This is a genomic window from Brevibacillus sp. YAE8, from assembly GCF_057543335.1.
The window spans coordinates 165,732-190,795 of sequence record NZ_BAAIYG010000006.1; the positions used below are offsets into that span (position 1 = coordinate 165,732).

The following is a 25,064-nucleotide window of genomic DNA, read 5'->3' on the forward strand; positions in this document are numbered from 1 at the left end:
CACCTTCTTGCCCTTATTCTACGAATGGACGTTCGGGTTGTAAACCCCTTCGGACGTTTTGGCCAAAGCGACTTTTCCCGGGAGACAGGCCAGGTGAGACGATGGCTTGGCCCGTCCAAAAGAAAAAGCCGCCAGATAAGCCTGGCAGCTTCTTTTCTTGCCCCTTTATTTCTTCGCTTCGCCGAGAATTTCAAAGATCACTTCCGCATTGTGCGTATTGTCGATCAGGCCGGAAAATCTTTCTTTCCATGGACCGTACGCGTACACGTTGACGTCCTCGCCTGTGTGGCCGCCCGTTGTCCAGCCGGTGAAGGAGCGTTTGTCAAAAATCGCTTCGATTGCGTTGTCGATCTCGACTTGCTTCTTCGTTTCCGCCGCCTTTTTCACGGAAGCGATCTCCTCTGGCGTCAGTTGCAGGTCGATGTACTTTTTCAACGTTTCTTCCACGCTCGCGCCTTTGGCGATTCCCGCGGCGATGAAGTCAGGCGTGCGCTTCGCCGCCTTGATTGGCGCGACGAGGAAGTTGTACTCTTCCTTCGCCCCGACAGACAGCCCGCCCGTGGAGTGGTCCGCTGTCGCGACAACGAGCGTGTTTCCATCCTTTTTCGCGAAGTCAATGGCAGCCTTGAACGCCTTCTCGAAGTCTTCCATCTCGCTCATCGCCGCCACGATGTCGTTGTCGTGACCAGCCCAGTCGATCTGGCTGCCTTCCACCATCAAAAAGAAGCCTTCCTTGTTCTTGCTCAACCGCTCAATCGCGGCCTTTGTCATGTCTTCCAGGGACGGGGTTTTGTCCGTGCGGTCGATCATTTTGTCCATTCCGCCTGCTGCGAACAGACCGAGAATTTTGTCATTTTTGTCGCTCAGCAGTTCCTGCTTGCTCGTGACGTAGCTGTAGCCGTCTTTTTTGAATTCTTCCGTCAGATTGCGGTCCTTGCGCACGAAGTTGTTCAGGCCGCCGCCCAGCAAGACGTCGACGGAATGCTTGCCGTCAATGCGCAAGTCGTAGTAGTCGTCGGCAATCGCGTCCATGTTTTTGCGGCTCTCATCGTGCGCGCCGAACGAAGCCGGGGTCGCGTGCGTAATTTCCGAAGTAGCCACCAGGCCAGTCGATTTGCCGACTTTTTTGGCCCGCTCCAGCACTGTCTCTACCTCTGATTTGTCGTTGTCGACCGCAATCGCGTTGTTGTACGTCTTCACACCGGAAGACATGGCGGTCGCCGCAGAGGCGGAGTCGGTGATGTTTTGCTTTTCGTCTTCGGCATAGGTCATTTGCGCCCCGACCAAATATTTGTCAAACTCGGTCGGCTCCATGACAGGAGTCGCCGGGTCGTCTTTCATGTAACGGTAAGCCGTTGTATAGGACGTGCCCATGCCGTCGCCGATCAGGAAGATGATGTTTTTGACCTGGGCGTTGCCCGCTTTATTTTCTGCCGCCTTGACCAGACCGGAATTTCCGCCAAACAGCGCCGTCGTCAGGGCCAGGGAAGAGATGACAGCTACTGGGACAAGCTTTTTCGGGAATGTGCGAAACATTTTGTACCTCCTGCAAATAGGAATGTTCATAAGCATGTCACCAATCATACTCTTCTTCTGTTGAGCTCGGACGGGCTTTGTGTAAAGAAATGTAAGCGATTGGTAAAGGCGGCGTTAACAGACGGGCTGCGCCTGGTCTTGGCGAAAACGCCGCTGTTCGTCCACGAACTCGACGCTGTACGTTTGCGCCGCGCGCGGAACATCCAGCTCGATGCTGTCCGGCTGCACAAGTCTGTAGCCGCTTTTGGAATAGAGCGAGCCGGAAAACGCGTCCGACACTGCCTCCAGCCGGAAGTCTGCCTCGTTCTGCGGTTCCAGGCCCATTTGCCTTGCCAGCGCCTGGTAGGCATAAAAAGCGCCCTTCGTCGACCAGTAGTAGAGCGCCTGGTCGTCCATGAAGCCTTGTCCCGCAAAACCGGACATCGCCCGCAGGAACTGCCAGGCCACAGGCAGGCTCGCGCATTCGAAAAATACCCAGCCGATCAGTACGACCACAAGCGTGTAGATGTGGCCGACAGCGGCATGCGCCTTTTGCAGCAAGCCCAGGCAGCCATTTTTCCAAGATGATGAACTGCCATCTGCGCCAAAACTCCGAAATGCTTTTGGACATGTACGGATAGCGGAAGTTTTCCATAAAGTCAAAGCCGAACATTTTCCCCAGTCCGCGCGCCATGTCCGAGTAGCCGCTGAAGTCAAAGTAAATCTGGAAGGCAAAGGCCACAATGCCGAGCCAGGCGAGAAAAGTCGTCAGCTCGTCGGTCGGCGTCGCTTTCACATCGGACCACAACAGCCCGATGTTCTTGGCGAGCAGCACTTTTTTCGCCAGTCCTCTGACCAACAGCGCTGCCCCTTCGCCGAATGGCCCGATTGTCGCCATGCGGGCGACGAGCTGCCTCGCGATATCGCCGATTCTCTCCCTCGCTTTTTGGAAACGACTCGCAATGCAATCCTTGCCTACCTAAAGAGCGTACAGGGCCGAGATCAAGATCAGATGCAGAACGAATCGACACGGCGTAAAAAATGCATAAAAACGACCAGACAAAAAAAAGCGCAGAAACGTGTTCTGCGCTTGAATGCTATTCGTTTTTCGGAAGCTGGAAAAAAAGCTCGACGCCTTCTTCCATATTGCACACGCCGAACGGCACGTCATGCAATATTTTTTTGCAGATAGCCAGCTCGAGGCCGGTTCCTCCCGTGGAACGCTGGCGAGACGGCTCTCCGCGGTAAAAGTGGCCCTATATTTTTCTGTATTTTTCCGGATGCTCCTCGGGAATACGGGCGCCTTTGTTCTCGATGCTGACTCGTGCCATCTTGCCTTCGCCGCGGATGGAGACGACGATCGCTTCCAGCACCGCATAACCTTCGTTTTCGAAGTAATCCTTCATGATTTCCCGCAAAATCGGTTCGTCCTCGACTATCAGGATGTTTTTGTTCATGTCTGTTCTCCCCGTGTCATGTTTACCTGACATGGCTCAGTCTTTCTCTGCGATCAGCGCCGACAAGTGATGGATCAGCACGCGCTCTACCTTCGGCCCGTCCAGGCGCTTCGGCTCGAGATAGGCGTGCAGCGCAAGCCCGTCGACCAAGGCGTAAAGCCGCTCTGTCTCCAGCTCCTTGTCCGTGTTTGCAGGCAGCAGTCCGGACTGTTCGGCATAGTCCATGAGCTTTTGCAGGCCAGGGTAAATGCCGTCGTACTGCGCATCCAGACCGCCCGGCTTATGGCGAAAGTAGGCGGTAAAGGCGAACCAGACCTCCATTTCCGCCATCTTTTCCCGATTGGTAGGCACAAGTTCCAAAATCGTCTTGATAAACTTCTCTCGCGGCGGCAAATCAAGCGAAATAATCTCGCGGATGCGAGCCGTCGCCCTCTCCTTCACGAGCTTCATCGAATACGCCAGCAGCTCGTCCTGTGTGCTGAAATAATGCCGCAGCGCCCCTAGCGACAGCCCTGCCTCTGCCGCGATATTGCGAACCGTCGCTCCCTCCATTCCCCGCTCGCTGATGACCCGCCAGGTCGCTTCGGCTATTTGTTCTCTTCGTTTTTCATGATCGATTTGTTTTGGCATAGCTGTATTTTACCAAGCCCGAACGGGACGAGCAATTAAATAATACACTTGTATTAAATAAAAACAGATGATAAAATCTTTTTACAATACATCTGTATTAAAAAAGGAGAGCGTAAACGTGAACTGGATCGCGTGGATGATCGTTGCCTGTGAAATTGGTTTTTGGGTCGTGATTGCTCTGGGGTTGGCCGTGCGGTATGGCTTGGGAAAAGAGCGGCTGGGGCTTTTTATCCTGGCGCTGACTCCCCTGGTCGACCTTGTTTTGCTGGCCGTGACCAGCGTGGACTTGTACCGGGGCGCAACCGCGACCATGGCTCATGCGCTGGCTGCTGTCTATATCGGCGTGTCGATCGCTTTTGGCAAAGGCATGATTCGCTGGGCGGACGACAAGTTTTTGTACTATGTGAAAAAACAGCCACTGGCGAAAAAGCCGAAGCTGTACGGGATGGCTTACGCCAGGTCGTATGCCAAAGGCTGGTTCAAGCACGTTTTCGCCTACCTCATCGGGGCGGGACTGCTGCTCGCGATGATCTTTTTTGTCGGGGATGCCTCGCGGACCGGGGCTTTGGAGCAGGCGATGCTGCAATGGGCGGTTGTGCTCGGCATTGACCTTTTGATTACCGTCAGCTTTTTTGTCTGGCCCAGACGGAGCAAAAGCGCCAGCTCTTGACGGTATAACCGTCGACGTCCAGACAAAGCCAAAGCCAGGCTGGCACAAATACGATGATGCAGGAACAGCGAAACCAGTGTGAGCGCGGCACAGGGACGCTGTTCCTTTTTTGCATAAAAGCCAAGCCAGCGGCCATACACATGGTGAGTGGCTGCGCCAAAAGCAGACGAAACTTGTCGTAAAGATGAGGGAGGTTGGTCGGAAATGACCTCACACAAAAAGGGAGAGCGCATCCCGGAGCCGATGCGGGGAGACGGTACGGGGTGGGTCGATCTCGGGCCGCGCAACATCGAGCGGGATCGGCAAAATCCGAACATGCTCGTGCCGCCCGTCACCGATGCAGGCTTGCTGCCGAATTTGAAGTTTTCCTTCTCCGACGCCACGATGACGCTGAATCACGGCGGCTGGTCGCGCGAAGTCACCGTGCGCGAGCTGCCGGTTGCCACTACGCTCGCTGGCGTGAACATGGCTCTGACGCCAGGCGGTGTGCGCGAGCTGCACTGGCATCCGAACAACGACGAGTGGCAATACTACATTTCCGGCCAGGCTCGCATGACCGTTTTTGCCGGAAATGGAACAGCCCGCACGTTTGACTACCGGGCGGGCGATGTCGGCTATGTGCCCTTTGCGACAGGGCATTACATTCAAAATACGGGAAACGAGACAGTCTGGTTTTTGGAAATGTTCAAAAGCGACCGCTTCGTCGACGTCTCGCTCAACCAGTGGATGGCGCTCACGCCGCACGAGTTGGTCGCTTCCAATCTGAACGTAGGCCCGGAGTTGCTGGACGCCTTGCGCAAGCAAAAATGGCCCGTCGTCAAATACCCGGGGTACGGCTACGATCCGGACAGGGGGTGAGCCTCGCTTTAGACGGCCGGATTCGGCCGGATGTCCGGCCCGCTCACATATTCAGTACGCCCATGGATTGGATATGCTGCTTCGTCTCCTCTGTTCCGCATTCGTAAATGGCGCTGTATATTTGCTTCAGGCAGTTGTCGTATTGATCGTTTTCCTCGTCAAAATGATAAGGAATCGCGACGACATGCCCGCGCAAAAAGGTGCCAAACTCATACTCGGTCCTTTCCTCAAACAAGCTTTTCAGCGCGTGAACCTGGCGATCCGTCGCTTCAATCTCGAACTCGTACCCGGAGTCGCCCTGATTTTCCATGATCGTCCCTGCCTGAACAGATACGTAATACCTTTTTTTGTCCATTGTGTTACTCTCGCCTCCCCAACGCTAATATACGAGTACGGAGATCAGCAATATCGCGAGCAGCACCGCAAACGCCCCCAAGTAAAACAGCATCCCCACATTCCCGAGAACTTTGTGCTTGACGGTCGTCTGACTGATGTTGTTGTCCACTTCCTTCGTCTCCTGGCGTTTGGCGTAGCGGATGGTCAAAAACAGCCCTACCAAAAAAATCAGGCCAAAAATCGCATAGTAAATGCCTGGATAGTGGAGCATTTCCCTTCCCCGCTTCCTCTTCTGATGATTGTTTATAGTTTGCGAGAGTCCGGGTTTTTTATGCATGCGGGCGGGAAATGCCGTCTCAGTCTTACCGCATGAGCTGCTGCACGCCTTTTATCAGGCGCCAAATTTCCTCTTCTGTGTTGTACGGAGCGATTCCGGCGCGAATCCAGCCGCCGCTGTGCGCAATTCCGGCCAACTCCGCCAGGCGGGAGGCGTAAAAATCGCCGCTCGCGATAAAGACGCTGTGCTGCTCGGCCATTTGCAGGCATGCTTCTTCCGGCGCGAGCTTGTCCAGACGAAAGGCGACAGTCGGCGTTTTCGCCACGCCAGCGGCTGCCTGATAGAGCGTTACGCCTGCGATTTGTCGCAGCTCGTTGCGCATCAGCTCAGCCAGACGGTTTTCGTACTGCTCCAGGTTGGCAAAAGCGGAAACGAGCCGCTCGCGGCGATTGCTCCCTGTCCCGAGCGAGGCGATAAAGTCGATGGCGGGCGCGATTCCTGCAATGCCTTCATGGTTTTGCGTCCCCGTTTCCAGCTTGTCCGGGATATAAGTTGGGGCTTTGGCCTCCTTCTCGTTGCGTTTTTCCTCTGTTTTCGTCTGCGTGAGGCCGTCACTTGCGGCTTAGCTTTTGCAAGCGTCTGTACAGCGTAGCGACGCTGATGCCCAAAAACTCGGCGGCCTTGCGCTTGCCCTCGGTGCTTTTTCCGAAACGCTGCACCGCCTGCAAAATGAGCTGTTCCTCGTTTTTTTCCAGGGAAAGCTCTGCCGCCTGTGGCGCCGGAGTGGCAGAAGCAAGCGGTGCAGATGGCGTTGCCTGGCTCTGCGACTGTGTAGCCAGCCCTTCCTCGCTCGTCCGGCTTCCGCGAATGATCGCAGGCAGGCTGCTGATCGTCACGAGGTCGCCAATCTCCAGATTCACGATGTACTCCAGCGTGTTTTCCAGCTCGCGTATATTGCCGGGCCAATGGTAGTCGATCAGGCATTTCAGCGCCTGCGCCGAAAAGAGCTTCGGCTCTTTGCCGAGCTTGTCCGCGAACAGCTTCAAATAGTAGTGGATCAGGTCGTACAAGTCTTCTTTGCGCTCGCGCAATGGCGGGACGTACAGCGGAATGACGTGCAGCCGATAGTACAAATCTTCGCGAAACTGGCCGCTGACGATCATCGCGTCGAGGTCCTTGTGCGTCGCGGCAATCAGCCGGACATCGACCGGGATGCTTTCCGAGCCGCCCACCCGCTCGATGCGCCGCTCCTGCAGGACGCGGAGCAATTTGGCTTGCAAAAACGGCGGCATGTCGCCAATCTCATCGAGAAACAGCGTGCCGTTCAAGGCCAACTCGAACCGCCCTGCCTTGCCGCCTTTTTTCGCCCCCGTAAACGCCCCTTCCTCGTAGCCAAACAGCTCGCTTTCCAGCAACGCCTCCGGTATCGCTGCGCAGTTGATCGCGACAAACGGCCCGTCGCTACGCGAGCTGGCCTGGTGGATCGACTGGGCGAGCACTTCCTTTCCGGTGCCGCTCTCCCCGCGAATGAGCACGGTCGAGTCGCTTTTCGCGATTTTTCTGGCCGAGTCTTTCAAGGCGATAATCGCCTCGCTGTTCCCGCGAATGTCCGCAAACGTATAGCGCGTGACGTATTTGCGGTTTTTTTCCTGCTCCGTCTCCATCTGCTGCCGCGTGAACTGCAAGATCGCGCCCTCCGGCTTTTGGTCGATGTACAGCGGGTGCAGCCGACAAAGACACGGAAGGCGTTTGCCGCTCCCGTCCACGATCTCGACCGGAAAATCGCGCAGCGGCTTGCCTTTTTTGACGAACCCGAGCAGCTTGGACGTAGCGACGAACGCCTGCAAGCTTTTCGTCAGGAGAACAGCCAAAGAACGCTGCCAGACGTGCTCAGCCGCCTGATTGGCGTGGATGACATGCCCCGTCGCATCGACGACGAGAATCGGCACAGTGATGAGCGACAGCAGCCCTTCTACCTCTTGCAAAAGCAGTTTTCTCTCTTTGCTCTCCTGTTCTGTCATGGCTATGTTCCCCGTTCTTGCTAATTTTCAGATTTATTATACAGAATAGCTTATACCGTTCGCTCGTACCAGTGGAAGTGTGAGACAACAAGCATGGTGCAGGTTGTCTTCGCCGCGCTGCTTGTATTTTTCATTTCCATTTTCCGCTTATTCCATCCGAAAAACCGGGCCTCTCGGTACAAACGGCAAATGTTTTCCTTTTGGCAGCATGAAAGCATGGCTGCGCGTGATGCGGAGCCGATCGCACTCCCCGTCCGTGATGACGAGGATCGGGCCGTCCTTCGGGAAATCGGCGGCCTTCTCCAACAGGTCGATGCCTGGCTGCAAAACGGTTCCGCCGCGCCCTTTGACGCTGACGCGCTCCGCGATATCGTCCGGGGAGAGGTAGCCGGCATCGTAAGCCTGCGCGTCGCAGAACACAACCCGCGCATACGGAACGTCGCGAGCCTCGCTGTAGCTCGCAATCGCTCCCAGCGCCTTGCCGAGCAGCTTGCTGTCCATCGAGCCGGACGTGTCAATGACGACGCCGAACGTGCGCGCGAGCTGGTCCGTCTCCAGATGCGCCCAGGCAGGACGGGCGATGTCCGGCGTCGACGATTGCCTGCGGCTGGCGCGGGCATACGTGCGTCTTTTTTCCAGCGGCGGAAAATGCTCGTCGAACCAGCGCGCGAGCTGCACATCCCACGGGATCGGCGGCTGGCCGAGAGCGCGAATTTCTTCCACCAAGCCGGCCGGCAAAAGCCCGCGGCCCCGCTCCTGGTGATAGATCAAGCCTTGCGACATCGCGCTGCGGTAAAAGTCGTCCAGCGTCGTCCCCGGTCCCTTTTCCCAAAAGCGCGGGTCGTCCCCGTCCAACATATCGCCCATGCCGATTCCTCTGAGCGTGTACAGCTTGCGGTACGTCCGCATATCGGTCACGATCCGGTCGTAGATGGCCTCTGCCGACAAACCCTTCAAATCGGGATCGTACAGACCGCCAATCTGCGGAAAGCGCCCGACGCCAAGCTCCATCAGCCATTGATTGATGACGTAGTCGCAGCTCACGTTCCAGTAGTACGGGTCCCGTCCCTGGCAGCGCTCATGGTGCCGCAAGCCCGCATGCAGCAGCTCGTGGGCCATCACGAACTTGCATTCCTCTTCGTCCAGCCCTGCCGCCGGGTTGATAAAAATCTCCTGCGAGGTCACATCAATGGCGGCCACCGATATTTGCAGCCGCTGGCAAATGAGCGAATCCTCAATGATCGTGAAGTGGCTGGCGAGGGAAGCGAGCAGCGGGTAGTGATTGATGAACCAGCGCTTCGCCTTTTGCGCGTCCGACAGCTTGCTTTCCTCATTCCCCAGCGCATCCGCATACCCGCCCGCCACGCTGACCGCGCTCTGCACGGCCTGCGACAGCCCGATGCCCAGGAGCCGTTCCCAGTTCACGTCCCGCTTGTAGCTGTAGCGGACGTATTTGTCGGAAAACAACATATCCGGCTGTCTTTCTCCGCCTGTTCCAAACAGCTTCATCTGCTCGGGCACGCCGTGCTCGACAAACCACTTGTACAGCTCCTCTTCGCTTTTTCCCGCCAGCTCCAACGCGTACGCCATCTCAGCGGGAGGCTTGCCCAGCTTCATGTCCTTCAAAAAGCGGGTGACGTAGCAGTCGCAGGCGATATTCCACAGCGCGGGCTGCTCTTTTTCCACAAAGTGCCCAAACCCTAGGTGCAGCAAGGCATGTGCGAGAACGTAAATCCATTCCTCCACCGCTCCCCTGCGCTTGGGGTGTACGTGAATGCTTCCGCTCGCGGTCACGACGGCCCAGCCGTTCTCCGGGCACAAGTTGTTTTCCGCGCGAAAAAAATGGGCACGGGAGCAAAGCGGCCCAAACATCGGGTGATGCGCCAAAAACTGCACTGCCTGCTGGTAGTTTTGCGTCGCCGGGTCGCTCTGCCCTCTCTGTCCTTTGGCCATCGGCTACTTGCCCTTTCTGTCCATCGCCAGCCGCGGCAAGTCGCGAATGACCTCGACGACAAACCAGTCCGGCAAACCGTCCCCGTCCTCGTGCCGGGCGACGACCATCTGCGCCATTTCCAGCGAGATCGCAGACAAGTCTTTGAGCAGAGCCTTGGCCCGATGCGCAAACCGCTTGTGCCCATCGCTCACGGAAGCTTTGTCTGGCGGCAGCTCTTTTTTGATCTGGGCGCGGAACGAATCGGCGAGGAAATACAGCACGTCCCGGTCCTCCGGCGCACTCGGGAACGACGCCTCGCCCTCCAGAATGCGGTTGAGCTGGTACTTGCCCTGAAGGTTTTTGTGAAAAGCCTTGAACTGTGCGGCATGCTGCGGCGTCAGGCAGCCATAGGCGAGCACCCCGACGATCTCGCTGGTCAGCCCTTCGCCAAATTCGTGCAGCGCATCCGAGAGCATATGCCAGGAGCGCGGCGTGGAAAACGGCTCCTCCGTCTTGGGCGGCTGCGACCACAAATAGTCGGGACGCACCTGCAAAAATTGCAGCACGTACGGATGAATCCCGTTGGCGTACGCCCAACTCAGCCACTGCTCATGGGAGACGAGAAGCTGCACATGGAACATCCGGTTGATGAGCGCGGACGACATCGGCTTGACAATCGCGCTGTCCTGGGCGCGGTTCCCCGCCCCGATCACAATCGAGCCTTCCGGCAAGTGGTAATCCCCGATTCGGCGCTCGTGAATCAGACTGTAAAACGCTTTTTGCACCTCTTGCGAACACGCATTCAGCTCGTCGAGAAACAGGCAGTACGGCTCTTCCCGCGCGATTTGCGCCGGCGGGCAAAACCTGCTTTTTCCCTCCACGATCTGCGGAACGCCGATAATATCCTCCGGCGCCAACTGACTCCCCAAAAGGGAGACGCACGGCAAGCCTACCTGCTGGGCGAACGCTTCGACAAGGGCAGATTTTCCGATCCCCGGCGCTCCCCAAATAAAGACGGGACGCGCCACGGCTACGTTGAGCAGCACGTCCATTAGCTGATGTTGCGTTACGTTAATAGCTAAATTCATGTAAGTACCTCTCTTGTTTGTGTAATCGTAGCGGCAATCGACCTCTTTTCCTCGTTTTTTTCCATTGACTATAAGCGACCGTCACACCACAAAGATTTCCTAATTTTACAAGATATTTGAACAGCGGGCAAGAAAAAACTACGCCTGATAAGCCTCGACCAAAATGCTCATGTAATCGTCCGCCGTAATCGTGCGGACGTTGCTTGGCGTCGAGCCGTTTTGCATCGACAGCTCCACGATGCGGGGGAAGTCTTCTTCGCGCACGCCGGGCAAGTCTTTCAGCTTGGGGATGTGCAAGCTGCTTGTCCACTCGGCAATGCCCGCGATCAGCTTGTCTACTGCAACCTCTTCGCTGTCGGCATCTGCGGCAAAGCCCATGTAGCGGGCGAGATCCGCGTGCATCGGCTTGTTTTCCGCAGCATTGAAGCGCAGGACGTGCGGCAAAAAGACGGAGTTTGCCACTCCATGCGGCGTATCGTACAACCCGCCTAACGCTTCGGCCAGGCAGTGAACAGCCGCCACATCCGCAGAGCCAAAGCACAGTCCCGCAAGCAGGCTGCCTTCGAGCATCGCGTGCCGGGCCGCTTCGTTTTGCCCGTCTGCGTAGGCTGCGGGCAGAGCGGACACAATCGTCTGCATCGCTTTGGCCCCGAGCGCTTGCGAGATCGGATTCGTCACCTTGCACGTGTAGCCTTCGATGGCGTGAACGAGCGCGTCGACTCCGGTAGCAGCGGTGACGGCAGCAGGCACGCTGTACGTCAAAGCCGGGTCGAGCACGGCCAGGACTGGCCGCAGCGCTGCGTGCTTGAGCGTCATTTTCCGGTGCGTGGCAGCCTCCGTAATTACGGCAGAGCGCGTCACTTCCGAGCCAGTTCCCGCTGTCGTCGGGACGCAGATGATCGGCGCGATGTTTTCATAGGCCAGTCGCCCGTCTGCGTAGTCGGCGGGCGTTCCGCCGTTTGGCCCGCACAGCGCAATCGTTTTGCCCGTATCCATCGCGCTGCCGCCCCCAATCGCTACGACCATGTCGGCGGCTGTGTCGCGAAACAGGACTGCCCCTTCCAGACATTCCGTATCGCGCGGATTTTGGCTGAGCCGATCAAACAGCGTCACTTGAAAACCGGCTGCCGTCAGCGCCTCCTGGATCGGCGCGACCAGCCCTGCCTTGATGACCCCCGGATCGCTGACCAGCAGGACAGACGTGCCTTTTTGCAGATCGTGCAAAAGCTTCGGCAGCTCCCCAGCTTTGCCTGTCCCCATTTCGATGCGTGTAGAGCAATAATAGCTGTATGCGTTCATCGTATCGCCTCCCTTTTCCCCATCATACTAGCTGAAAGAGCCGCGAGCCAGAAAATCGCAAAAAGATTCGCGCAATAAGGCCGCAGCGACTGTAACGTTCCTTTTTTTTCCACGTCTCATAGGCAAAAGGGGGAATAGACAGATGAAAAACATCGTAAAGGCAAGTGGCATGACCGTTTTGGTTGCAGCCTTGATCGGCTGCAGCTCGACTGGGCAGCGCGCCGCGGAAAACAACGGGTCCCATCCGCAGACGGCGGCAAGCCCGCAACAAGCGGCGAGCGAATCATCCGCGCTCAGCCGTACCATGCAAGATGCTTCGCTCCCAACTCCAATCCCGTCGCGCACAGATGATATGTATTTTCAAAACTACGGCGCAAACCCGTTCGTCTCCGCCGCAGAAGACCGTCTCTCTACGTTTGCCGCAGACGTAGACACCGGCTCCTACACCGTCATGCGCCGCTACATCCACGAAGGCACCTTGCCGCCGCCGGACGCTGTTCGCGTGGAGGAATTTATCAACTACTTCCCCGTCGCTTATCCGGCTCCCACAGACCGCACGTTTTCCATCGTCACAGACGGCGGGCCATCGCCTTTCCATCCCGGTCACCAGCTCGTCCGCATCGGGATCAAAGGCAAGGAAATCGCAAGCGACGACCGCAAACCCGCCCGGCTCGTCTTCGTCATCGACGTCTCCGGCTCGATGGCGCGGGAAAACCGCCTGGAACTGGTGAAAAAAAGCTTGAACGTCCTGGTCGACCAGCTCCAGCCAGACGATACGGTCGGCATCGTCGTCTACGGCTCAAACGGGCGGGTCGTGCTTCCCCCGACTTCCGCCAAGCAGCGGCCAGCGATTTTGTCCGCGATTGCCGAGCTGAAACCCGAAGGCTCCACCAATGCCGAAGAAGGACTGCTGCTCGGCTATGAGCTGGCCTCCCGCTCCTTTGAACGCGGAGCGATCAATCGCGTCATCCTCTGCTCCGACGGGGTAGCCAACGTGGGCGAGACGGGCGCGGAAGGAATCTTGCGTTCTATCGAGGACTTTTCCCGCAAAGAGATTTATTTGAGCACCTTTGGCTTCGGGATGGGCAATTACAACGATGTGCTGATGGAGCAGCTCGCCGACAAAGGCGAAGGCAACTACGCTTACATCGATTCCTTTTCCGAGGCCAAACGGGTGTTTACGGAAGCGCTGACAGGCAAGCTGCAGACGATCGCCCGCGATGTCAAAATCCAGGTGGAGTTCGATCCGGCCAAGGTCGACTCGTATCGCCTGCTCGGCTATGAAAACCGCGACGTCCGCGATGAAGATTTTCGCAACGACAAAACAGACGCGGGCGAAGTAGGAGCTGGTCATACCGTCACCGCGCTTTACGAGATCAAGCCAAAAAAGGCGGCGGATACGGCCCCGCTGGGCACCGTGCGCATCCGCCACCACGACGTAGCGACCAATCGCGTAGAAGAAACCAGTCAGCCCGTGCAGGTGCAGACGACATTGTCGCCCGAGTTGAAATTTCTCGCTTCTGTCGCCGAGTTTGCCGAGATTCTTCGCGAAAGCCCCTGGTCAGAACGAAGCTCTCTGCACGATGTGCTGGAGCTGGCAAAGGCAAACGCCTCCGGCGAGGAGCAGCGCGAATTTGTCCGGCTCGTCGAGAACAGCCTGGCTCTCCGGAAGCATTAAAGCGAAACTACGCCAGTCATCCCGGAACGGAGGTCTCCTTTTGGATTGTCCACGAGAATCTTCACCGTGTACGTATTCGTTCCAGCGTCTGCCTTTGGACTGATCCGCGCTACCTTGCCCGGAACGTGGCGCTGAAGCGCTTCGACGAATACATCGGCTTTCTTGTTCAGGGAAAAACGGGCGAGCTCTGCCTCCGATACGCCGATCACGACATACAGTTGGTCTGTGTTCACCACGCTCATGACAGGCATGCTCGCGTTTGCCAGCTCGCCCGGCTGGATACTTTTCATGCTGATGTAGCCTTTGATTGGGCTTTTCAGCGTTGCATTGTCCAGTTGGTACTGGGCTTTTTGGACAGCGGCCCGCGCCTTTTGGACACCCGCCTCATACTGGGCGAGCTGTTCCTTCGTCGGGCCGTTTTTCGTCTTGTCGTACAGCGCCTTCATCTGCTCGACATTGGCTGCGAGCGATTGCAGCGTCGGCTGCGTCACTCCTTGCCGGGCCAGCCTCAGCTCTTCCTGGGCACGGACGTACTGTGCTTCTGCCTGCGCCAACGCTGTCTGTGCGTCCTCCAGGCTTTGGCTGGAAAGCCCCCCTTGATCGTAGAGCGTCTTTGCCCGGGCCTGCTTCGCTTTGGCGGCATCGTAGACCGATTTCGCCGATTGCGCCGCCGCTGCCAGTTGCGCAAGCTCCTCCGGCCGCTTGCCGTTTTTGACGTCCTCGTACTTGCTTTGCGCCTGCTGCCAGCCCGCTTTGGCGTACTGCAAGTCTTCCACCCGCGCTCCTGCCTTCGCTTCCTCCCATTTTGCCTGCGCCGAGGCGAGTTCGGCTTTTGCCATTTGCAGGCTCGCTTCCAGCTCGACCGTCTCCAGCGCCAAAAGCGGCGTGCCCGCTTCTACCCGATCGCCCGTATCGCGGAAGACGGCGGCCACTCGCCCTGCCGTCTTGGGATAAATCGTGACTTCCTCGATGCCGATCATTTTCCCGCTGAACGAGTGCGTACCCGCTTCCTCCCCTGCTGCCTCTTGAGCAGAGGCTGGCGTTGCAGGTGTTAAGGCTGTGGGCTGCACCGAGCCGCAGCCTGCCAGGCAAGCAATCGCCGTACTTCCTGCCAACGCCGCCATCCATTTGCGCCATTTCATGCTGAAACCCTCCTGATTTATGATATGGGGAAAAATCGCTTTAATCCGGTACTGCGGACTTTGCCGCCTCCTTGCCTGCTTGCATGGCTGCCTTGTTTTCTTTTACGGTCAGCACGGCCAAAAACGCCGCCACCAGCACGAGCACGGCCATAAGCAAGCTGTCCTGCAGCGCGGCGACTGCCGCGTATTTTTTTACGAGCTGGCCGAATAGCCCGCTGGCCGCTGCATACGCCTCCGTCCACGACAGCCCTTTGGCCGCGTACATTTGCTGCCACTGGGACAGCGCCTCCAGCACAGGCTGCCGGGTGGCCGCGACCTGTTCGCTCATCTGTGCCGCATGCACCGCGCCTCTACGGGAAAACAAGGAAATCAGTCCGGCAATCCCGATTGAGGTCGCGACCTGCCGGGAAATATTCGTGATGACCGAAGCCGCAGGCACTCGCAATGGGTCGGAGACGGCCACCAGCGGAATTTGCATGGACGTCATCAGGCACATGCCCAGCCCGGCCCCGCGCAAGGCGAGCAGCCAATAAATCGTCGTCACATTCGTGTCCAGATCGACCTGGCTGAGAAAATAGCCGGGCACGATGCACAGCACAAGCCCGCCGACAATCAGCGGTTTCAGGCCGATGCGCGTCGCCAGCATGCCGCACAGCGGCGTCACCACCCCGGAAGCGAGCGCCTGCGGCAGCATCATCAGCCCGGTTTCCATCGCCGTTTTGCCGAGCATGTTTTCCGAATAGATCGGCAGCAGGTAGATCACGCCGAAATTGCCGACCATAATCAGACTGTTCACCAACAGCCCGAGCGTAAACGGACGGTTGGCAAACAGGCGGACATCGACCAACGGATGAGCAGTCGACAGCTCGCGCATGACGAACAGGCAACCGCCTAGCAAAGCACTCATCAACAAGGAGACGATGTAAAACGAGTCCCAGCCCTTTTCCTCTCCTTTGGTGACGGCGAGCAGCAGGCTGACCAACGCAATCGCCGACCAGACGAAGCCCGCCAGATAAAACGGCTGCTTGCGGTTCGCTTCGCTTTCCTGCAAAAAACGCCAGACCAGAAGCATCGCCAACATCCCGAACGGAATGTTCACCGTAAAAATGAAACGCCAGTCGAGCTGCTCCACGAAATACCCGCTGAGCGTCGGCCCGACAGCGGGAGCGACGAAAACCGAGATGCCGAACACTCCCATCGCTGGCCCCATTTTTTCCCGCGGCACGACAAGCTGGATCATCGACTGACCGATCGTCATCATCAGTCCGCCGCCCGCCGCCTGGATGATCCGTGCGGCGATCATCGTGGCGTTGCTGACCGCCAGGCCGCACAACAGCGAGCCGAGCGTGAACAAAAACAGGCTGGCGAGGTAGCTTTTTTTGATCCCGAACCGGATGCCGAGAAAGCCTGCCAGCGGAATGACGGCGGCCATCGTCAATGTGTAGCTGGTCACGACCCATTGGATTTCTTCCGTCGACGCCCCGAACACGTTCATCATTTCCGGAATCGCTACGTTGACGATGCTCGTATCCAGCACCGCCATGAACGTGCCCAGCACAATCGCAAAAACGCCCGGCCAAAAATTTTCCTGTGGACTCATCGGCTACACATCCTTATCGCACATGGATGGACACATGGGCATTCAAGCCTGGCTGAAAATCGTACGGTCCTTCGTCAAACGTGATTTTCACGGCAATGCGCTGGCTCACCTTCGTAAAATTGCCGCTCGCATTCACCGGGGGCAGCAGAGAAAACGTCGACTGCGTCGCTTCGCCAATCCGGTTGACGGTCCCGCGAAACCGCTGGCCCGGGTACTTATCCAGCTCGATGTCCACTTGTTGCCCGACCTGGACATAACCTGCCTCCGCTTCCTCCACGTGCGCCTCCACGTACAGTTGCCGTTTGTCTACGACCAGCGCCACCGTGTTGCCTGCGCCCACCACTTCGCCTTCCTTGGCGGCTTTTTGCAGAATCACCCCGCTGATCGGCGAGCGGATCATCAAGCTTTCCACCTGTGTGGGGCTGGCGGCGTTGAGCTGCTCCTGCTCTGCCACGATCTGCTCCTGCTCGACCTGGCTGCCCACATCCACGCGCACGTTTGTCAGCTTTCCGGCCTGCTTGGACGCGATCTTGTATATCTCTCCAGTGACTACCGCATCCTCCGTCTTGACGTAAAAATAGCTCTGGTAGCCGTAGTAACCCACGACCGCCGCCACGATCGAACAAACGACGGCCACGATTGCTTTTGGATTCAGCTTTTTCTTCTCCATGTCTGCTTTCTTCCTTTCAGATTCCATCACAAACCGACCGTCGGTTTTCAGTAGAGCAAAATAGCAGGCATACACACCATTGTGCTGCCCTCTTTTGTTAACCTCGCTTTTTCAAAAAGTAATGCTTCACAACGGGACGGACAAAAATAGTCGCGGCAAGCCCGATGATGTTCCAGATGTTGACCAGCATGACGCCCGTATCTCCGGAAATGACAGCGAGCGCAAACAGCACGGAGCAAATGAGCGACAGCCCGAACGCGACTGCCCAAATCAATGTCAGCCAAAAGTTAGAGGCCAGAAACAGCGGATGCGAAGTAAACTCGGCGGGCACCACTTTTTTTGCATATTGCAGCGTAAACGGCTTTTTGATGCACAACGACCAGGTGGCTGCCACAGCGAGGATGGCGTACATGAACAGTTGGGTAAAATCAAACAGGTGAAACGCAGGGAACAAGAGGGCAATCCAGAAACCGCAAAAGAAGTAAAACACCTTGATCGCAATGATCGTCGTTACTTCACCAAACTTCTTTTTCTGAAACAGGTAGATCAACAGCGCGAGCACAAACCCGATGGCGAAGCCGAGCGCAGGCGGCTGCACCTGAAATGCGACGAAGAAAGGAATCAGGTCAACAAAAATCCAGAACAAGGTCATGAACACGGGACAACTCTCCTTATAAATGTAGGATGAAAAGCATCATGATGGCTTGCTGATGATCTAATAATACAAACCGACCGTCGGTTTGTAAAGAGCTTTTTTCCAACTTTTCTCCCGCTCATGTTTTCAGGCTCTGTCTGTACTTCACCAGCAAATAAGCGGCGATGCCGACCGCGCAGCCGATCAGCAAAAACGTCAAGCCGTAATGCCGGATGTAGACGACTACCTTGTACCACTCCCGCTCCAACATTTTTCCCAGCAGCAAAAAAGTCAGGCTCCACAGCAGCGCTCCCGTGTAGGCAAAAGCGGCAAACTTGCCGTACTTCATCGCAGACATCCCCGCCAGGTAAGCCGTGATGTGGCGCACGCCCGGCAAAAAGTAGCCGACGATCAGCAAAAAGGGACCGTACTTGGCGAACAGCTTTTGCGTCGACTCGATTTTTTTCGGGGTGATGTAAAGATACGGCCCCACTTTGAGCAGAAGCGGCAGTCCCCATTTGCAGGCGATCGCGTAGCTGATCGTGATGCCTGCCGCCGCGCCAAAAAAAGCGCTCAGCACAGCAAACGGCATCAGCAGCATTCCCCGCGATACCGCGTACCCTGTGTACGTCATCAGCACTTCATCGGGAATCGGCAGCCCGATTACGCCAAGCGCAAGCGAGAAAAAGACGCCCACATATCCGTACTTCATCACAAAAAGGTCCAGATGATGTTCCACGGCTACCTCCACAAAACGTTTTCCTCTTCCATTGTATTCTCCCCCTACTGCTTGTCATTCTGGCTTTTTTTCCTCGGCTCGACTTGGCGCGGCACGACACGGCTCGGCTTTTTCCCCGTAGAAAAAGACAGCCTGTTTCCGCTCGCTCGTTTGCGCAGGATTCGGCTGTCTCTTCTTTCTATATTTCCTATTCTATGCCCAACTCATCAGGCGGACGGCTTTTCCTCGTCCGAATCGGCAGGCGGCTGGCCGTTTTTCTTTTTGTTCAACAGCTTTTTCACCAGGCCGCCCAGCGCTCCCAATGCGACCACAATCAAAATCCAGCCTTTTTTCGCAAACGCCAGAATCAACGCCAAAAGCCCCAGCTTCTTCGCGGCGGCTACGCCCAGTCCGCCGAGAATCAAGCCTGTCAGCCCAAACTCGGCGACCTTGTCCGTCTCCGCGTTAAAGTCGGTGTAGCGATGCCCTTCCTTGACCACGAAGTTTTTCAAGATTTTGTCCCGCAACGTCTGCTTGTCCTGCACGAGAGACGGAACATCGGTGACCAGAATGAAGGAGACATGGCCCGTTCTCGTCAACACTTGCAGCTTGTAGTTCAAAAACTGATCTTTTTGCGCGGTCTCGGCCAGCATCGAGTATTCCAGCTCGTGTGTGGCGGCATTGTAGGACGGCTTTACGTTCCAGCCGATGACGTGGAACTGCTCCTCCGGCTTGCGCTGCTTGTTTCCCTCTTCTGTGCCGTCCTTGTAACTTTGCAGCAGCGCTTCGGCATCAATCTCATTTTGCTCGTCGTCGCTGATGTGTCCCGTGTCCTCGTATTCGATGAACAAGGCCCAATTCTGATTATCTTCAATCGGGTGGACGCTCCCGATCTCGTTCATGGTCGGGATGTCCCCATGCTCCTGCTCCATTTTGATCGTGTCGTCTTTGTTGAGAAAAATCATGTTTTCCGGAACCGTGAAGGAAAACTTCCCTTCCATCTCGACCTTCGTTCCGCTTTCCACAATATTGTAGTTCCCTGCTGCACTCGCAGGGAGCACGGCCGCAAAAGCGAACATGCATGCAAATAAAGATGATAGCCAGGCTTGTCTTCTCATGCTAAACCCCTCAATCTGTTTTTTTCACGAACCCCCTCATTTTACCGGGATTATTTTCCTATTACAAAGATGATTTAGAAATTACAGGGAAAAATGAATCGTATTTCCTGGATATAAATGGTTAATGATTTGTTTTTTTATTACTTTCGCCTCAACTTTTGTAGAGCGGATTGCGTGCAGGCAGACCGCTCCTGTCTGTCCCCGGGCAAAGGCGCAAGACGGCTTTTTGTCCTCGTATAAAACAGCCGTCCCGCGAAGAAAAATAGCACTATTCACCAGATTGCCCGCTCGCCGACAGGAGGATAAGCATGCTTCGTTCCGCGAGAAAAATCGTTCCCTGCTCGTTTCGTTTCTGTTATGTTGGCCGAGCCTGCCAATCCGCAAAACCGCTATTTTACCGTGCAAATGCTGGATGTGTACACGAATACGTTTCGCAACGTCTCCAACCGCTCAACCCGGCAAGAGGCAGCACGCTACTTGCTCGTGGGTCCGAACTGGATAGGAAATCCTCCGCCGCATACGCCCGTGATTACGATCCCGCCAGCTTCCGCAAGCAGCAAGTCTGGCCAGCTATTGAACAAACGAAGACTTTGGAGCGTTGAGCAGCAAATCAGGTTTGCGTTCAGCCTGAACAGCGAAAAGGCATTGTCTCTCTTCCGCCGACAATACCTTTTGCCTATAGCTGAATGGATTTAGTAATGGGCTTTCCCATGGAGCGGTCATCGCTTTCGATACAGTACTGAAACGCCCTGTCCGGATTAGGGGTATTGTACGTAGTCAGCAAATCTTGGTAGGAGCCTGCATACTTCACATTCCCCGCATGAAGAATGAAAATTTTGCAATCGATAAATTCCAGCTCCTGCAATTGATGAGTCGACATCATAACGGTGTGCCCGGCTTTTTTGGCTATGCCCGCAATCTTGTTCAATATTTTTAATCTGGCCGAAGGGTCAACCCCACTCGTAGGCTCATCAAACAAATAGAAGCTTTTGTTGATCTCGGCAAACAAGGTGACGAGCAGCCACTTCCTTTCGCCAACAGACATTTGCCCAAACTTCCGATTCCAAAGCTCCCTGACCAGTTCTCTTTCTCGGTCATCCAGCAGAGACAAACACATCTCCGGATTTTTATCGAACGCTCTGTCCGCTATATGTAAAATAAGTCGCGCAATGTCCCTGCCTTTCAAAATGGGGGAAAAGTACAAGCTTTGCGTTTGATATACGATTTCTTTCGCTTGAGGGATTCCGTCAATCGCGCCTTCCTGAATCGCCAACACTCCCGTCAGCAAATCAAAAAGCGTTGTTTTCCCTGCCCCATTCAGGCCAATGACCACATTGACCTTATCTGCCTCCAGTTTCATATTCAGTTGATTGATCGCTTTCTTTTCACTCTTCGGGTAGGAAAACGATATATTTTTTAATTCGATCATCTGTTCTCCACTCTTTCCTGTTTTAGATTAGGTTCTTCTTACGGTTGAAGCGATTTTTATTTTCGACCATGCAATGACCCCAATCGCGATGTAGACCAGCGAAATGACCAAAAGAAACAGGTGGTTACTATTCAGGTGAAGGTTATTGGTCAATGCATCATAGGTAAACACGGAAAAGCGAAACACATATTCAACCGGATTTAGATAGTAAAGGATAGTAGTAAAAAAATCGGTAGACTCGCCACGATAGATAGCCAAATACGTCGCCGGAAAAATCAGCATATTGACAAGCGTATAGGCAGACGAAGCCCTTACCGACAAGCTTGCAATCGAGAGAGACAACATAAAAAGCGGGAGTAAAACGACCAAATAGGTACACGTAGCAGTGAAAAACAGAAGAAAAATAGGGTAATCAAAGACGATGGAAATAACAACCGTAAACAAAGCGAGACTAACCAGCCCAAAAACAATTTGACTGAGTAAAAGTCCCACGATAATAGGAACTTTTGAGCCGCAGATGAAGACAAAGCTTTTCAGGATGCCTAACTCTCGAAAATCGGTTAATCTTAGCCCAATCCCGTTAAACACTACCAGCACTGCAGAGAAGGCCCAAAAACTGGCGTAGTAATAAACAGCTTTCGAAACATCCGGCTTGGCGTGGAACCAACTGTAATTGATAGAAAAAAACAACAACAGAGGCAACAGGATCGACCAGGCTAACGCAATTTTTTCATCGATCATCGACTTGATAAATACGATAAAAAATTCGTATGATTTTCTAAGCATTCGGTTCCTTTTCCTTTCTCTTTTTGATTTTTTTACATTTTCAGGCGTAATGAATCCTTTAGCAAACCATGTAAGTGTTTCTTATGGGAACGGTATCAGCTTGTTCAGGTTTTTATATATAGATCGATCAAATTTTCTGGAGAAGCGATATTCTTGTGGATCAAGTAAGGCAGTATTCATATGCGGATAACAATCAGGTGAGAATACTTTAACAACCTTTGTGTTGAATTCCATTGTTTCAGGAACACACGTTGCGTAAACAGAAATATCTAGATCATTTACCACTCTTTGAACTCTTTCAATGAACGTGTCTTTTTGAGATGTTTTCGTTAAGGGAATATTCTCCTCAAGCTGCCTTTTATTATCAGTCAAGAATGCGTATTCTTCTCGAAATTTCTCTGGGCTTAATGAGTTACAAAAGTCATAATACAAGTCGCCGTCTATACTTTCCCCCTCGTTCTCCCTTCCCCAAAAACCAGTCATAAATTGAAAATACTCATTCATGGCTCGATTAACCGCATCTAACAGATTCCAATGTGCCCCTGCCCCAATACTGAAAGACTCTTTTCCAAAACCTAAAGCTAGTACGACATGGACGTCATCCGTTATTGAAATATCAACCAAGTAAAACTCCTGAATTCCTTTATATGTCTTGCTCATTTGTATAATATTGTAAACGCTTTGTTTTTCCAATAATTTTAATGATAGTAATCTTCCTGCTTTCTTAGTTAACCATGTATGTATTAGCGACTGTCTTTCGATAAATTCTAAAAATGCTGCTTCTATTGCATAAGCACTGGAAGTATGTGAAGCTACTCCACAAGTATCACTGAAAGAGCTATGCATATCTTTATCTTTAAAAACCGGATGGCCATACTCTAAAATGACAAAATCCAAAGGTATTTTTATTGTATCTCCAGTTATTAAATTAAAGGCTTCTGTGCTGGCGCTACCATTTTCCTGAATTGCCTTCATCCTTGGGGCAAAAAGCGCTAGCCTTTCAAGGTGTTCCCCAATTGCAGCAGCCATTGCTTTCCTGGTGTTATTCTTCACTGAATTTCCATAGGCAGCTTTGTGTATTGCACAATCTACATAACAATTGGAATACCCGCACTGAAATATTCCTTTGTTTATCCATATTCGATTTGCCACAAAAGCATGTCCATGATTGGGACTATTCGTTACATAATACATGGAAAAGCTCCTTTATAATATTGGACACGTTGGTATATGATTCAAAGTATCCTGAGTTAAATTAACTGTATACCTGTTCACATCTCTATCAAGATCAATATACGTTTTCAGTGCAACATGATTATAGAGATTAGGCGAATATGCTTTAATGATAATTAGATTTTTATTTACGGTTTGATATAAAACTGTAGTGTGCAACTCTTTGACCCAAACTGGTAAATTTTTCACAATCAGATCAGTTTCTACCTCGGCTTCAGACAGCGTGATATCTTCGTCCACTTCTTGATAAGTATCCAGCTTGTTGAACAGTTCAAGGTGTTTTAGACATTCGCTATCAGTTTGGGCTTTTAGGACAATCGCCGTGTACGAACTCGGTTCAAGCCCTTCTAGTTGGTATCTATAAAAATAGTCATCATAAACGTTTTTTAGTAAATATGCTTCTGACAAGCCCTTGTGAATAGCATTCGAAAGAGAAATACTTGCGCCTACTCCTGTCATAAAAGTAAAGGGAGTAATGTGATTTGCATTCTTTGCAAAAACAAATACTACTTTTAATGGTTTAAATGTCTCTTCTACGTATGCTTGTACTTGATATCCTTCTGCTTGAAAAAGACTAACGTATATAGAATAGTGTTGAGATAAATCAATTTTTTTCCCTTGTCTCCCATACCAAAAAAGAAACGTTGAATTTTTCTCTAATAATTCTTTAATTGCATTTGATTGAGCCAACTTACTATTAAAGTGTGCTGCTGTACCCGTGGTATCACAAACGATAGAATCTTCCTTGCATAGTTGCGTAAATCGTCTAGGGATCTTTGCAACCTTACTATTCATTATGTCAAACGATTCTGCCAAACCCTCAATGGCGTCCCCTCTAGCTCCAATTACTAATGCTCTGCGCTCTATTGATTCAGAAAACGCCTTTAAAACTGACTTTCTTTTTCTTTGAGAAATAGCGCCACAATCTACTGGTCCTATTCCACCGTCTTCCCTCCTGAATGTTCCGATTCTTGAAGTCGCTAAATAAACTGGTCTATTGTTGAAGAGTGAGTCCTTATAACCAAAGTTTCTTTTCGACACATCAAATATCATTTCTTTCACCAAACCACTGAATTAATGTTACTGGCGCTAATCTTGCGTTTAAGCCAGATAAATGAGTCAAGGCATTGTCATTAAACCCCGCAAAACAAAATTCACCTAAGCTACTGTCAAACCTACTTAATGTCTCCCTGAAACTCTGACACATTGCGCCAATTTCAATTAATGCGTATCTGTACCCTCGTTTTCTGTATTTGGTGATAGCTCTTTTTAAATCAATGGCATAGCCAATAGCGATTTTAGAAAATAAACTTCGGTCAGAAGGGTTAATTTGATTGATTACTAAATTTAAAAGTTCCTCATCGTATTCTTTAAGTAAAATCAGTTCATTTTTCGAGGAATGAAACAAATAGCATCCTTTAACAGAAATCCCTTTTAAGACACCTTCGTCAAATACATATACGAGCGGTAAAACCGGATACAAGCCTCCAGCAGAAGGATAGTTCTTGGTTAAAGTGTTGGAAAATCTGCCGAATGAGTCTCGAAGGATGATCCCAAAATCATCCGTATTTATGTTCCAATTCTCTTTAAATGTTCGGCAGCTCCTAGTACGTTCAACAGTTTTTTGTTCGATTTTAAATTGGAATGATTTTTCGTAATACTCCGGTATAATATCTGTAAATTCCACTAATTCCATCCACTCTAGTAGCTCTTCCTCATATTCATACATTATTTCTGATATCCAGCATCCTTCCTGATGCATCTTAACAACTTGATCCAATAAACTATTAGAGAGAACTTCTGCTTGTAAATGATTCGCAAAATCATTCTTTCTTCTCTGCTCTACTAGGACGTGTCTGAAAACTAAAGAAAATGTGGTATGATTTAGGAAAAACGAATGGAGCAACGAGCATGATTCAAAGACGGTACGAAATAAACGATGAACAGTGGGAACAAATTCAGGACATGTTCC

At 53.1% G+C, this 25,064-nt stretch carries 26 protein-coding genes and 1 pseudogene; 5 read left to right on the forward strand and 22 right to left on the reverse strand.

The features are described from left to right. Positions 1-165: 165 nt before the first annotated feature. Both AC27IT_RS12015 and AC27IT_RS12020 read right to left on the reverse strand, forming a co-directional pair. Positions 166-1,536, reverse strand: a complete 1,371-nt coding sequence (locus AC27IT_RS12015) for an alkaline phosphatase (protein ID WP_005829501.1) — start codon at positions 1,534-1,536, stop codon at positions 166-168. Between the two features lie 114 nt (positions 1,537-1,650). Continuing rightward, positions 1,651-2,076 carry a hypothetical protein gene (locus tag AC27IT_RS12020; RefSeq protein ID WP_025844824.1) on the reverse strand — a complete coding sequence of 142 codons (426 nt, stop codon included), beginning with the start codon at positions 2,074-2,076 and terminating at the stop codon, positions 1,651-1,653. Between AC27IT_RS12020 and AC27IT_RS12025 the strand changes: the two genes are divergently transcribed. Further along, positions 2,042-2,707 carry a hypothetical protein gene (locus tag AC27IT_RS12025; protein ID WP_174435209.1) on the forward strand — a complete coding sequence of 222 codons (666 nt, stop codon included), beginning with the start codon at positions 2,042-2,044 and terminating at the stop codon, positions 2,705-2,707. The genes AC27IT_RS12020 and AC27IT_RS12025 overlap by 35 nt on opposite strands. Before the next feature lie 166 nt (positions 2,708-2,873). On the opposite strand, the pseudogene AC27IT_RS12030 reads toward AC27IT_RS12025, so the two are convergent. After that, a pseudogene (locus AC27IT_RS12030) lies at positions 2,874-2,972 on the reverse strand (two component transcriptional regulator); the annotation flags it as partial. Between the two features lie 36 nt (positions 2,973-3,008). Next, positions 3,009-3,602: a TetR/AcrR family transcriptional regulator gene (locus AC27IT_RS12035; RefSeq protein WP_005829495.1), complete on the reverse strand. Its 594-nt coding sequence runs from the start codon at positions 3,600-3,602 to the stop codon at positions 3,009-3,011. A gap of 118 nt (positions 3,603-3,720) precedes the next feature. Here AC27IT_RS12035 and AC27IT_RS12040 point away from each other — a divergent pair, with 118 nt between their 5' ends. Both AC27IT_RS12040 and AC27IT_RS12045 read left to right on the forward strand, forming a co-directional pair. Then, entirely contained in the window at positions 3,721-4,272 is a 552-nt protein-coding gene (locus AC27IT_RS12040; RefSeq protein WP_025844817.1) for a hypothetical protein, read from the forward strand. Positions 4,273-4,476: 204 nt separating this feature from the next. After that, positions 4,477-5,130 carry a cupin domain-containing protein gene (locus AC27IT_RS12045; RefSeq protein WP_025844815.1) on the forward strand — a complete coding sequence of 218 codons (654 nt, stop codon included), beginning with the start codon at positions 4,477-4,479 and terminating at the stop codon, positions 5,128-5,130. Positions 5,131-5,173: 43 nt separating this feature from the next. Here the strand turns inward: AC27IT_RS12045 and AC27IT_RS12050 are convergent, their stop codons facing one another. From AC27IT_RS12050 to AC27IT_RS12080, 7 genes are all read right to left on the reverse strand, one after another. Next, the gene (locus tag AC27IT_RS12050) at positions 5,174-5,485 is read right to left on the reverse strand and encodes a hypothetical protein (protein ID WP_005829490.1); all 312 of its coding nucleotides are present in this window, start codon (positions 5,483-5,485) and stop codon (positions 5,174-5,176) included. Between the two features lie 24 nt (positions 5,486-5,509). After that, positions 5,510-5,737 carry a hypothetical protein gene (locus tag AC27IT_RS12055; protein ID WP_005829489.1) on the reverse strand — a complete coding sequence of 76 codons (228 nt, stop codon included), beginning with the start codon at positions 5,735-5,737 and terminating at the stop codon, positions 5,510-5,512. Between the two features lie 91 nt (positions 5,738-5,828). Then, positions 5,829-6,290, reverse strand: a complete 462-nt coding sequence (locus tag AC27IT_RS12060; protein WP_309479745.1) for an aminotransferase class V-fold PLP-dependent enzyme — start codon at positions 6,288-6,290, stop codon at positions 5,829-5,831. A 64-nt stretch (positions 6,291-6,354) separates the two neighbouring features. After that, positions 6,355-7,764, reverse strand: a complete 1,410-nt coding sequence (locus AC27IT_RS12065; protein ID WP_025844813.1) for a sigma-54 interaction domain-containing protein — start codon at positions 7,762-7,764, stop codon at positions 6,355-6,357. A 147-nt stretch (positions 7,765-7,911) separates the two neighbouring features. After that, complete coding sequence (locus tag AC27IT_RS12070; RefSeq protein WP_005829484.1) at positions 7,912-9,717, reverse strand: vWA domain-containing protein; 1,806 nt, start codon at positions 9,715-9,717, stop codon at positions 7,912-7,914. A gap of 3 nt (positions 9,718-9,720) precedes the next feature. Then, the gene (locus tag AC27IT_RS12075; RefSeq protein WP_197187186.1) at positions 9,721-10,785 is read right to left on the reverse strand and encodes an AAA family ATPase; all 1,065 of its coding nucleotides are present in this window, start codon (positions 10,783-10,785) and stop codon (positions 9,721-9,723) included. Positions 10,786-10,923: 138 nt separating this feature from the next. After that, entirely contained in the window at positions 10,924-12,084 is a 1,161-nt protein-coding gene (locus AC27IT_RS12080; RefSeq protein WP_026558032.1) for an iron-containing alcohol dehydrogenase, read from the reverse strand. Between the two features lie 142 nt (positions 12,085-12,226). Between AC27IT_RS12080 and AC27IT_RS12085 the strand changes: the two genes are divergently transcribed. Beyond that, positions 12,227-13,762, forward strand: a complete 1,536-nt coding sequence (locus AC27IT_RS12085) for a vWA domain-containing protein (protein ID WP_025844808.1) — start codon at positions 12,227-12,229, stop codon at positions 13,760-13,762. Here AC27IT_RS12085 and AC27IT_RS12090 read toward each other — a convergent pair. From AC27IT_RS12090 to AC27IT_RS12115, 6 genes are all read right to left on the reverse strand, one after another. Next, positions 13,759-14,904 (reverse strand): HlyD family secretion protein, encoded by a 1,146-nt coding sequence (locus tag AC27IT_RS12090; RefSeq protein ID WP_025844806.1) that lies wholly within the window; start codon positions 14,902-14,904, stop codon positions 13,759-13,761. The two genes, AC27IT_RS12085 and AC27IT_RS12090, sit on opposite strands and share 4 nt — an antisense overlap. A gap of 40 nt (positions 14,905-14,944) precedes the next feature. Beyond that, the gene (locus tag AC27IT_RS12095) at positions 14,945-16,504 is read right to left on the reverse strand and encodes a DHA2 family efflux MFS transporter permease subunit (RefSeq protein ID WP_025844804.1); all 1,560 of its coding nucleotides are present in this window, start codon (positions 16,502-16,504) and stop codon (positions 14,945-14,947) included. A 13-nt stretch (positions 16,505-16,517) separates the two neighbouring features. Then, on the reverse strand, positions 16,518-17,174 hold the full coding sequence (locus AC27IT_RS12100) for an HlyD family secretion protein (protein WP_025844802.1): 657 nt from the start codon (positions 17,172-17,174) through the stop codon (positions 16,518-16,520). A gap of 97 nt (positions 17,175-17,271) precedes the next feature. After that, positions 17,272-17,826 carry an amine oxidase gene (locus AC27IT_RS12105; protein ID WP_206699295.1) on the reverse strand — a complete coding sequence of 185 codons (555 nt, stop codon included), beginning with the start codon at positions 17,824-17,826 and terminating at the stop codon, positions 17,272-17,274. A 121-nt stretch (positions 17,827-17,947) separates the two neighbouring features. Beyond that, positions 17,948-18,559 (reverse strand): DedA family protein, encoded by a 612-nt coding sequence (locus AC27IT_RS12110; protein ID WP_035986577.1) that lies wholly within the window; start codon positions 18,557-18,559, stop codon positions 17,948-17,950. A 194-nt stretch (positions 18,560-18,753) separates the two neighbouring features. Next, positions 18,754-19,644 carry a DUF2167 domain-containing protein gene (locus tag AC27IT_RS12115; protein WP_025844796.1) on the reverse strand — a complete coding sequence of 297 codons (891 nt, stop codon included), beginning with the start codon at positions 19,642-19,644 and terminating at the stop codon, positions 18,754-18,756. Between the two features lie 357 nt (positions 19,645-20,001). Between AC27IT_RS12115 and AC27IT_RS12120 the strand changes: the two genes are divergently transcribed. Then, positions 20,002-20,340, forward strand: a complete 339-nt coding sequence (locus AC27IT_RS12120; protein ID WP_025844794.1) for a DUF1254 domain-containing protein — start codon at positions 20,002-20,004, stop codon at positions 20,338-20,340. Here the strand turns inward: AC27IT_RS12120 and AC27IT_RS12125 are convergent. From AC27IT_RS12125 to AC27IT_RS12145, 5 genes are all read right to left on the reverse strand, one after another. Further along, entirely contained in the window at positions 20,321-21,073 is a 753-nt protein-coding gene (locus tag AC27IT_RS12125) for an ATP-binding cassette domain-containing protein (RefSeq protein ID WP_025844792.1), read from the reverse strand. The two genes, AC27IT_RS12120 and AC27IT_RS12125, sit on opposite strands and share 20 nt — an antisense overlap. 27 nt (positions 21,074-21,100) lie before the next feature. Beyond that, a complete protein-coding gene (locus AC27IT_RS12130; RefSeq protein WP_005829464.1) occupies positions 21,101-21,859 on the reverse strand; it encodes an ABC transporter permease in 759 nt (252 codons plus the stop codon). 81 nt (positions 21,860-21,940) lie between these two features. Further along, positions 21,941-23,053 (reverse strand): YcaO-like family protein, encoded by a 1,113-nt coding sequence (locus tag AC27IT_RS12135; protein ID WP_081592037.1) that lies wholly within the window; start codon positions 23,051-23,053, stop codon positions 21,941-21,943. Between the two features lie 12 nt (positions 23,054-23,065). Continuing rightward, on the reverse strand, positions 23,066-24,145 hold the full coding sequence (locus AC27IT_RS12140; protein WP_487091815.1) for a YcaO-like family protein: 1,080 nt from the start codon (positions 24,143-24,145) through the stop codon (positions 23,066-23,068). Further along, positions 24,135-25,064: nitroreductase family protein (locus AC27IT_RS12145; protein ID WP_487091816.1), on the reverse strand; the 930-nt coding region annotated here is incomplete at its 5' end. The genes AC27IT_RS12140 and AC27IT_RS12145, both read right to left, overlap by 11 nt.

What these genes read in the sequence shown, in the direction of transcription:
- AC27IT_RS12100 (WP_025844802.1), bottom strand. Translation starts at nt 17,174, where the DNA reads ATGGAGAAGAAAAAGCTGAATCCAAAAGCAATCGTGGCCGTCGTTTGT.
- AC27IT_RS12130 (WP_005829464.1), bottom strand. Translation starts at nt 21,859, where the DNA reads ATGCTTAGAAAATCATACGAATTTTTTATCGTATTTATCAAGTCGATG.
- AC27IT_RS12120 (WP_025844794.1), top strand. Translation starts at nt 20,002, where the DNA reads ATGTTGGCCGAGCCTGCCAATCCGCAAAACCGCTATTTTACCGTGCAA.
- AC27IT_RS12050 (WP_005829490.1), bottom strand. Translation starts at nt 5,485, where the DNA reads ATGGACAAAAAAAGGTATTACGTATCTGTTCAGGCAGGGACGATCATG.
- AC27IT_RS12140 (WP_487091815.1), bottom strand. Translation starts at nt 24,145, where the DNA reads ATGATATTTGATGTGTCGAAAAGAAACTTTGGTTATAAGGACTCACTC.
- AC27IT_RS12075 (WP_197187186.1), bottom strand. Translation starts at nt 10,785, where the DNA reads ATGAATTTAGCTATTAACGTAACGCAACATCAGCTAATGGACGTGCTG.
- AC27IT_RS12070 (WP_005829484.1), bottom strand. Translation starts at nt 9,717, where the DNA reads ATGGCCAAAGGACAGAGAGGGCAGAGCGACCCGGCGACGCAAAACTAC.
- AC27IT_RS12095 (WP_025844804.1), bottom strand. Translation starts at nt 16,504, where the DNA reads ATGAGTCCACAGGAAAATTTTTGGCCGGGCGTTTTTGCGATTGTGCTG.
- AC27IT_RS12125 (WP_025844792.1), bottom strand. Translation starts at nt 21,073, where the DNA reads ATGATCGAATTAAAAAATATATCGTTTTCCTACCCGAAGAGTGAAAAG.
- AC27IT_RS12115 (WP_025844796.1), bottom strand. Translation starts at nt 19,644, where the DNA reads ATGAGAAGACAAGCCTGGCTATCATCTTTATTTGCATGCATGTTCGCT.
- AC27IT_RS12015 (WP_005829501.1), bottom strand. Translation starts at nt 1,536, where the DNA reads ATGTTTCGCACATTCCCGAAAAAGCTTGTCCCAGTAGCTGTCATCTCT.
- AC27IT_RS12135 (WP_081592037.1), bottom strand. Translation starts at nt 23,053, where the DNA reads ATGTATTATGTAACGAATAGTCCCAATCATGGACATGCTTTTGTGGCA.
- AC27IT_RS12025 (WP_174435209.1), top strand. Translation starts at nt 2,042, where the DNA reads ATGTGGCCGACAGCGGCATGCGCCTTTTGCAGCAAGCCCAGGCAGCCA.
- AC27IT_RS12065 (WP_025844813.1), bottom strand. Translation starts at nt 7,764, where the DNA reads ATGACAGAACAGGAGAGCAAAGAGAGAAAACTGCTTTTGCAAGAGGTA.
- AC27IT_RS12045 (WP_025844815.1), top strand. Translation starts at nt 4,477, where the DNA reads ATGACCTCACACAAAAAGGGAGAGCGCATCCCGGAGCCGATGCGGGGA.
- AC27IT_RS12035 (WP_005829495.1), bottom strand. Translation starts at nt 3,602, where the DNA reads ATGCCAAAACAAATCGATCATGAAAAACGAAGAGAACAAATAGCCGAA.
- AC27IT_RS12085 (WP_025844808.1), top strand. Translation starts at nt 12,227, where the DNA reads ATGAAAAACATCGTAAAGGCAAGTGGCATGACCGTTTTGGTTGCAGCC.
- AC27IT_RS12055 (WP_005829489.1), bottom strand. Translation starts at nt 5,737, where the DNA reads ATGCTCCACTATCCAGGCATTTACTATGCGATTTTTGGCCTGATTTTT.
- AC27IT_RS12105 (WP_206699295.1), bottom strand. Translation starts at nt 17,826, where the DNA reads ATGACCTTGTTCTGGATTTTTGTTGACCTGATTCCTTTCTTCGTCGCA.
- AC27IT_RS12090 (WP_025844806.1), bottom strand. Translation starts at nt 14,904, where the DNA reads ATGAAATGGCGCAAATGGATGGCGGCGTTGGCAGGAAGTACGGCGATT.
- AC27IT_RS12080 (WP_026558032.1), bottom strand. Translation starts at nt 12,084, where the DNA reads ATGAACGCATACAGCTATTATTGCTCTACACGCATCGAAATGGGGACA.